This window comes from Amphritea sp. 1_MG-2023 (assembly GCF_030547545.1).
Classification (GTDB): Bacteria; Pseudomonadota; Gammaproteobacteria; order Pseudomonadales; family Balneatricaceae; genus Amphritea.
In genome coordinates, this window is record NZ_JAUOQE010000020.1 from 66,546 (window position 1) to 73,250 (window position 6,705).

Annotated in this window: 6 protein-coding genes; 3 read left to right on the plus strand and 3 right to left on the minus strand. The window is 45.8% G+C overall.

Annotated elements, in window-relative coordinates; all coding sequences use genetic code 11:
• Nucleotides 1-97: 97 nt before the first annotated feature.
• Nucleotides 98-1,057, minus strand: coding sequence for a LysR family transcriptional regulator (locus Q4488_RS11910; protein WP_303580696.1), 960 nt, complete (start codon nucleotides 1,055-1,057; stop codon nucleotides 98-100).
• Nucleotides 1,058-1,169: 112 nt separating this feature from the next.
• Here Q4488_RS11910 and Q4488_RS11915 point away from each other — a divergent pair, with 112 nt between their 5' ends.
• On the plus strand, nucleotides 1,170-1,940 hold the full coding sequence (locus Q4488_RS11915) for a class II aldolase/adducin family protein (protein ID WP_303580697.1): 771 nt from the start codon (nucleotides 1,170-1,172) through the stop codon (nucleotides 1,938-1,940).
• Nucleotides 1,941-1,958: 18 nt separating this feature from the next.
• Nucleotides 1,959-2,936 (plus strand): 2-dehydropantoate 2-reductase, encoded by a 978-nt coding sequence (locus Q4488_RS11920; protein WP_303580698.1) that lies wholly within the window; start codon nucleotides 1,959-1,961, stop codon nucleotides 2,934-2,936.
• Between the two features lie 318 nt (nucleotides 2,937-3,254).
• On the opposite strand, the gene Q4488_RS11925 is transcribed toward Q4488_RS11920, so the two are convergent.
• Nucleotides 3,255-4,268: a TRAP transporter substrate-binding protein gene (locus Q4488_RS11925; RefSeq protein ID WP_303580699.1), complete on the minus strand. Its 1,014-nt coding sequence runs from the start codon at nucleotides 4,266-4,268 to the stop codon at nucleotides 3,255-3,257.
• A gap of 360 nt (nucleotides 4,269-4,628) precedes the next feature.
• Here Q4488_RS11925 and Q4488_RS11930 point away from each other — a divergent pair, with 360 nt between their 5' ends.
• Nucleotides 4,629-5,090: a DUF3237 domain-containing protein gene (locus tag Q4488_RS11930; protein WP_303580700.1), complete on the plus strand. Its 462-nt coding sequence runs from the start codon at nucleotides 4,629-4,631 to the stop codon at nucleotides 5,088-5,090.
• Between the two features lie 77 nt (nucleotides 5,091-5,167).
• On the opposite strand, the gene hpaD is transcribed toward Q4488_RS11930, so the two are convergent.
• Nucleotides 5,168-6,094, minus strand: coding sequence for a 3,4-dihydroxyphenylacetate 2,3-dioxygenase (gene hpaD / locus Q4488_RS11935; RefSeq protein WP_303580701.1), 927 nt, complete (start codon nucleotides 6,092-6,094; stop codon nucleotides 5,168-5,170).
• Nucleotides 6,095-6,705 lie beyond the last annotated feature (611 nt).

Consider the following 6,705-nt stretch of genomic DNA (forward strand, 5'->3'; position numbering starts at 1 on the left):
ATTGCCCATCGATAATAGATGACGGTTTAGGCAACGAATAAGCCCCCGTCAGATTAACGACATCAAGCAATACCATCAATTTTGATTGCCAAGCCTCTCAATCACTTTGGGAAAAAAATACACCGCGCCAGCGACCCGCTTGCTGTTCTTGTTGCACAACCTCATAAATCAAAGGAATAACCGCGCGCATTAACGCGCTGCGAGGCCGATTCGCAGAGGTGGCAATATAAACATCACGCGTCATGCAAGGCTCAATAACTTCAAGCACATGGATTTGGCCGGTTTCTTCCAAATGATAAAAAGAGGATGACGGGCTCAACAGCATGCCATAGCCATCAGACACATAACGCAGAGTGGTCATTAATTGACCAAAACCAGGCCGATGCCTAACCTTCACGCCCATCTGCTGCTCATACTGACGTAAGATATAGCCCAAGGAATCTTGTCGCCCCGTCACAATCACTTCATGCTCAGCCAGCTCAGTAAAGGGAATGTTAGCGCGCTGCCGTAAAGGCTTCTGCGAGCTAAGTTGCGGGGTATCGCCCATGGCTAAATAGAGTTTTTCTTGGAATAGTTTTTCACGCGTCAGTTGCTTTGTATCGCTGCCATCCGGTGATGAGATCGCCACATCAATCTCGCCACTGAGCAATTGCGCAGACAGGATATATGATAACCCAGCAAAGAGGTCTAATTCGATTTTGGGAAAGCGTTGCTCGACTAATTTAAGCAAAGGCACCGACACCACGTTACCAATCGGTTGCGTCATGCCCAATACCAAGCGACCGGCGGGCTCCTGTTCCGCCTGTCTGATATCCAACTTCGCTTGATCAACCTGACGCATGATCGATTCTGCATGCGCCTTAAATAGCTGACCACTTTCAGTTAACCGGACGCCACGATAATCTCGATCAAACAACGCGCTGCTCAGTTCATGCTCTAGGTTTTCGAGCTGCAGACTGATACTTGGCTGAGCGATATCCAACTCACGGGCAGCCGCAGCAATACTGCATAACTCAGCGGTTTTAAGGAAATAAAGTAACTGTTTCGTATTCATCATCGCAGCATATAAGAAAAATATTGAGCCGACCAATATTTATTATTCTTTTTATTGCGCTAAATTTGATTAATATATTAATAACAATAATGATACTAACCCGTGAGAAAAACTAATGTCTTTATCCAATAATTACTATGAACGCCCATCAAGATTCAGCGAAGCCGAATGGAATGCTCGTATCGATTTGGCGGCGATGTATCGTATTTTTGCCTATATGAAGTGGGATGAATCAATCTACAACCATATTTCATTACGTGTTCCCGGTGAGGAAGGGCACTTTCTCATCAACCCGTTTGGCCTTCATTATAGCGAAGTCACCGCATCCAACTTAGTTAAAGTCGATCTGGACGGCAACATCGTTGGTCATTCGGACTGGCCAATCAATCCGGCAGGCTTTACATTTCACGGCCAGATTCATGATAAGGTTGAAAATGGTCACTGTGTGATGCATGTACACACCACATCAACACTGGCGGTTTGCTGTTTGGAAGATGGTTTGTCCTACAGCAACTTCTACTCAGCTCAACTGTACAACAAAGTGGCGTACCATGAATTTGAAGGTATCACAGTACATATGGATGAAGGTGCACGCATCCTTGAAAGCGCTGGCGATAAACCCATACTGATGTTACGTAACCATGGCCCCGTTATTATCGGTGCCAACCTAGCTCAAGCATTCGCACTCATGTGGTTAGTCAACCGTGCGTGTGAAGTACAATGTGCCTCGATGGCGATGGGTAAGGTGCGAGAAATCCCCGAAGCTATCGTTAAAAAATGTACCGCCGATTCGCTCAACTTTAATCCTAAATACGGTGCGGGTGCTGATGTTTTCGCTGCTATGAAACGACTCGTTGAAAAACAAGACCCATCATACAAACGTTAATCGACTATAGGCTTCTTTATGAAGGTATGTGTATACGGTGCAGGTGCAATCGGTGGATTAATTGCAGCCCGCCTCAGCGCCGCTGGCGCAACAGTTTCGGTCATTGCCAGAGGGCAAAAACTGTTGGCTTTACAGCAAAGCGGAGTCGGCCTTACTGAGGAGGGTGAAACCCGTTTTTATCCTGTGTCAGCGGTATCTCAAGCGAATGAACTCGATGTTCAAGACCTAATCATCATTGCCGTCAAACAACCCGCTGTCAGCCCTATCATCAAAGACATAAAACCCTTGATCGGTGAGCAAACCCGCGTTCTGCTAGCAATGAATGGCGTGCCATGGTGGTTTTTTGATGGCTTACCAAAGGTAACCTCTGACCCTATACTCAAAACAGTTGACCCTCAAGGAGACCTACGAGATCACCTTCCTAGTCATCAGGTGATCGGCTGTGTTGTTCACTTAGCCGCCGCCTCGACCTCTCCCGGTGTGATTAAGCTCAGCACAGGCAATCACCTCATTATTGGTGAGCCTAATGGCGAGCCTTCAGCGCCAACACTGCAGGTCGGAGAACTTCTTAAAAAAAGCGGCTTTAGTGTCGACATATCCGCGACTATTCAGCGAAACATTTGGTTCAAACTACTCGGCAATATGACCATCAATCCGATTTCGGCACTCACTCGTGCAACCGCTGATCGCATACTCGATGACCCACTGCTTAACCAGTTCTGCTGCAAAGCAATGACTGAAGCACTGGCCATCGGTCACGAGATTGGCTGTCCTATCGATCAAACACCCGAGGAAAGAAACGCACAAACCCAAACGCTGGGGGCCTTTAAAACCTCTATGTTGCAAGATGTCGAAGCAGGCAATCCCCTCGAATATATAGCACTTGTTGGTGGGGTATATGAAATAGCAGAAAAGCTAGGAAAAGAGGTTCCTTATACTGCCGCGATCTATGGCTTAATTAGGCAGTTGGACAAAAGCCTGCAAGCCAATCAATAATAAATCAGCCCATTACTGCCGCCTTAAAAACCAAGCAGCCTCAATATAAGCCATCATTTCGTTTATATTGAGGTCAGTCGTACGACTAATGCTAAGACATCAGTTTCCGCTATCCCTCACAATCGAAGCTTTAAGAACAAAGCCGCAGGTGATAACTGAACCGGTCCTCTTCGATATGAAGAATAGATAAACTCGAAAAAAATCGGCCGTTTTCAGTGAATATTCTCATCAGCCCAAAAGAAGAAGGGCTTGTAGCCAGCCTCATCAAAGAAACTAACTCACAAGCCCTTTAAAGACCCTAAATGTCTTTATATCATCTTACTTAGCCAGTGAACGGAACATATCCAGTGCAGCCTGACCGTCAACATTTTTCGCATCCGCCTGCTCAACCCACTCAGCAGACATACTCGCGGTTTCCGCTTTAAACTCAGTTACCATTGGGTCTGTCGCACTCAGCTTATTGATCTTAATGCCGTTTTCTTCAGCTGCAGCATAACCGTCAAGGTCAGCATCCCCCCAGCTTTTACCGGCCAAACGGGAAAGTTTTTCACCTGAAACACTCATGAGTGCTTGCTGATCTTTTTCGCTCAACGCGTCAAAAGAATCCGGATTCATAAAGATACTAAAGGTCGTGGTATACATTCCTTCAGGAAAAACGGTCAGATATTTTGAAACTTCCGCCACGCGCAGGTATTTCAAATCAAGCACTGGCAGAAAAACACCTTCAACGACACCCTGCTGCATCATTTCATATATTTTTGGTGCAGGTGCGCCAACCGGCGTAACACCTAAAATCTGCCCCATTTCGTTGACGACACCGCCGCCGATACGTATTTTCTTATCCTTCAAGTCTGCCAGCGAGCTAACAGGGAAGGTTGTATGTAACTGACCCGACCCATGCACAAACAAACCCAGCAGCTTCAACCCTTCATACTCATCAGCCGTATTAAAATATTTTTCCTGAACATTCCATAGCGCAACCGAGGCTTTCTCAGCATTCGGGCTCTCTCCTGGAAGTTCAGCAATTTTTCCCAGAGAAAAACGACCCGGCACATACCCATTAACCGTAAAGCTCGCATCAATCACCTGATCTTCAACCAGATCAAACATCGATTTAGGGTGTCCTAAACCATATTCCAACTCAACTTTTACACGGCCTTCAGTCGCTTCCTCCACCCACTTTGCCCAAGTAGGCCAAACAATAGCGTTCTGAGGTGCGGTTGGGGGCAACCAAGTGCCGACTTTAAGCGTCGTAACAGCCGATGCATTGAAAGACATAAACATGCCGGCACAAACACCGGCAGTCGCTAGTAATTTTGTTATTTTTTTCATTTTCAGTTTCCTGATTGATTACACGTTGAGCAAACCCCGCGGCCAAAAAGCTCACATCGGGGCCTTTCCATAAATGTAGCTATTTAGACTTCTGCTTGATAACAACCAGAATCGACTCTCATATTTTTCGGGCTAAGTATCATTATCATCACAATGAATGCGATACATTCTATGATTCATTGACATTCTAAACAATGTATACTAATTAACATGTTAACAAAAAAGCTATGCATAAGAATACAAAGGAATGTAGACCCCCTCAATATTTTTCCTATAGGAAAAACATGACCATTATTACTTTCAAAAGTTATCGAGATACGAAACACTCAACATCATCAACCGGCCAAGGAAATCGATAGTATGTATACAGCACCGACACTAAAACATTTTGCCGAATTAAAGGTGAAAGTCGATACTCCTCAAGAAATTGGCCACGCCCAACATGGGCAACGGCGGGTTATTCCTATTACTGGGGGCACGGTGGAAGGTCATGGATGGTCCGGTAAAGTACTCTCAGGCGGGGCCGACTATCAACTCATCCTCACCCCTCGCATGGCGAACCTCGATGCTCATTATGTCTTAGAATTAGACAGCGGTGAGCGTATCTATGTGCACAACCGCGCGATTCGCGTAGCAGAACCGGAAATAACGGCGCGCTTGATCAAAGGGGAGCCGGTTGACCCCTCAGAAATCTATTTTAGATGCAACCCTACCTTTGAAACCGACTCACTCTCCTTAAAATGGATCTGTGAACGGATGTTTATCGGGACGGGCATTCGCAGGCCTGATCTTGTCGAAATGCACTTCTTTGAAGTGTTATAAAAACCACAAAAAAGGCTCGTATATGCGAGCCTTTTTCAGAGGGAAGTAAAAAGCATTAAGCTTTCTAAAACAATATTTTACAAACGGCTAGAGCCGGGTTCAAATTTATCCGTCACCGATGCCTGCGGCCCAGGAACAGACGATCCGTCCTGCTCCGTCACTGGGAAGACACAGTTAATCTGTCCCGTACCTGAGCTACCGAAATACGGCGTCAACACTTCAGCTTGACCATCATAGCCAGACCAACCCAGCGCGCCGAGCATCATCGCCGTATCATGCATAAAGCCTTCACCATGACCTTTTGCCGCATATTCAGGCAACATTTCACAGAAGGTTTTCCAATCGCCCTGCTGCCACATCTCGACGACTTTATGATCTAATGTCTCGAGGAAGGGACTCCAAACCTTATTCGCAAACTCAGGAGCCTGACCGTTCTGAGCGAAGCGATGTGACAGTGAGCCACTCGCCAAAATGGCCACCGTGCCATCATAGTGTTTTTCAATCGCTTCACGCATTGCCCAGCCTAAGCGAGCTGAATCATTCAAGTAGTGAACGGTACACAGCGCAGAAACTGAAATCACCTTAAAGTGACGATCTTCGTTCATATAACGCATCGGCACCAAGGTGCCATATTCAGGCCCTAGGGACGTCTTATCATGGGCTAACGTTTCAACGCCTTGTAGATTACATTCCTTTGCTAGAATCTTACCTAACTCAGGATTGCCATCGTATTCATACTCCATGTTGGAGATAAAATGTGGCAGCTCACCACTGGTGTAGTTACCTTTAAAATGTGGCCCACAATTGATGTGGTAATTAGCATTCACCAACCAATGCGTATCGAATACCACGATGGTATCCACACCGAGCTCCCGACAGCGCTTACCAATCTCTATATGGCCATCAATAGCCGACTGACGACAACCTTTTTGTGGCCCATCCAGTTCAGACAGATACATACTTGGAACATGTGTAATCTTAGCTACGAGCGCCAGCTTGCCCATCTCACTACCCTCTTATTTTATTACTGCAGGCGATTCCTGACTCCATCAAACCCTAATCGATTCGACCTATCAGTATAGGCTGCTTTCATTTAAGCGATTTCAACGGCCATTAACGGCAAGTGAAAATCCAGCTCAACTATAATTAACATATTAACTAATATTCCCTATACATCACAAGCACAATATTCTAATTATCTATTTTTACTCACGTCCACCGCTATCTCACCAACATCAGACGAAGCATTATTGGCGCCCATGTCAACAGTAAGCTATGTTTCAAGCAACATCTGCACATCGAAGTCAGGCATTACACTCACTCAGCTAAGCATCAAAAGTAACGGACGGTGGAATGAAGTACCGATGTACTGGGAATGGGGCTCATGCTATTGCTGGCAACCAATCTATTGATGTAACCCTGATATGATCATTTTTTAAGTGAGTTCTTGGCTGCTTTTCGACAAGACAGTGTCTATTCATTCAGATTGTTGAATAAATTTACCTAAAACATTTGCCAAGGGGGTGGGTGCTCTGTATTATACGCCCCACGTTGATGCGGGGTGGAGCAGCCTGGTAGCTCGTCGGGCTCATAACCCGAAGGTCGTCAGTTCAAA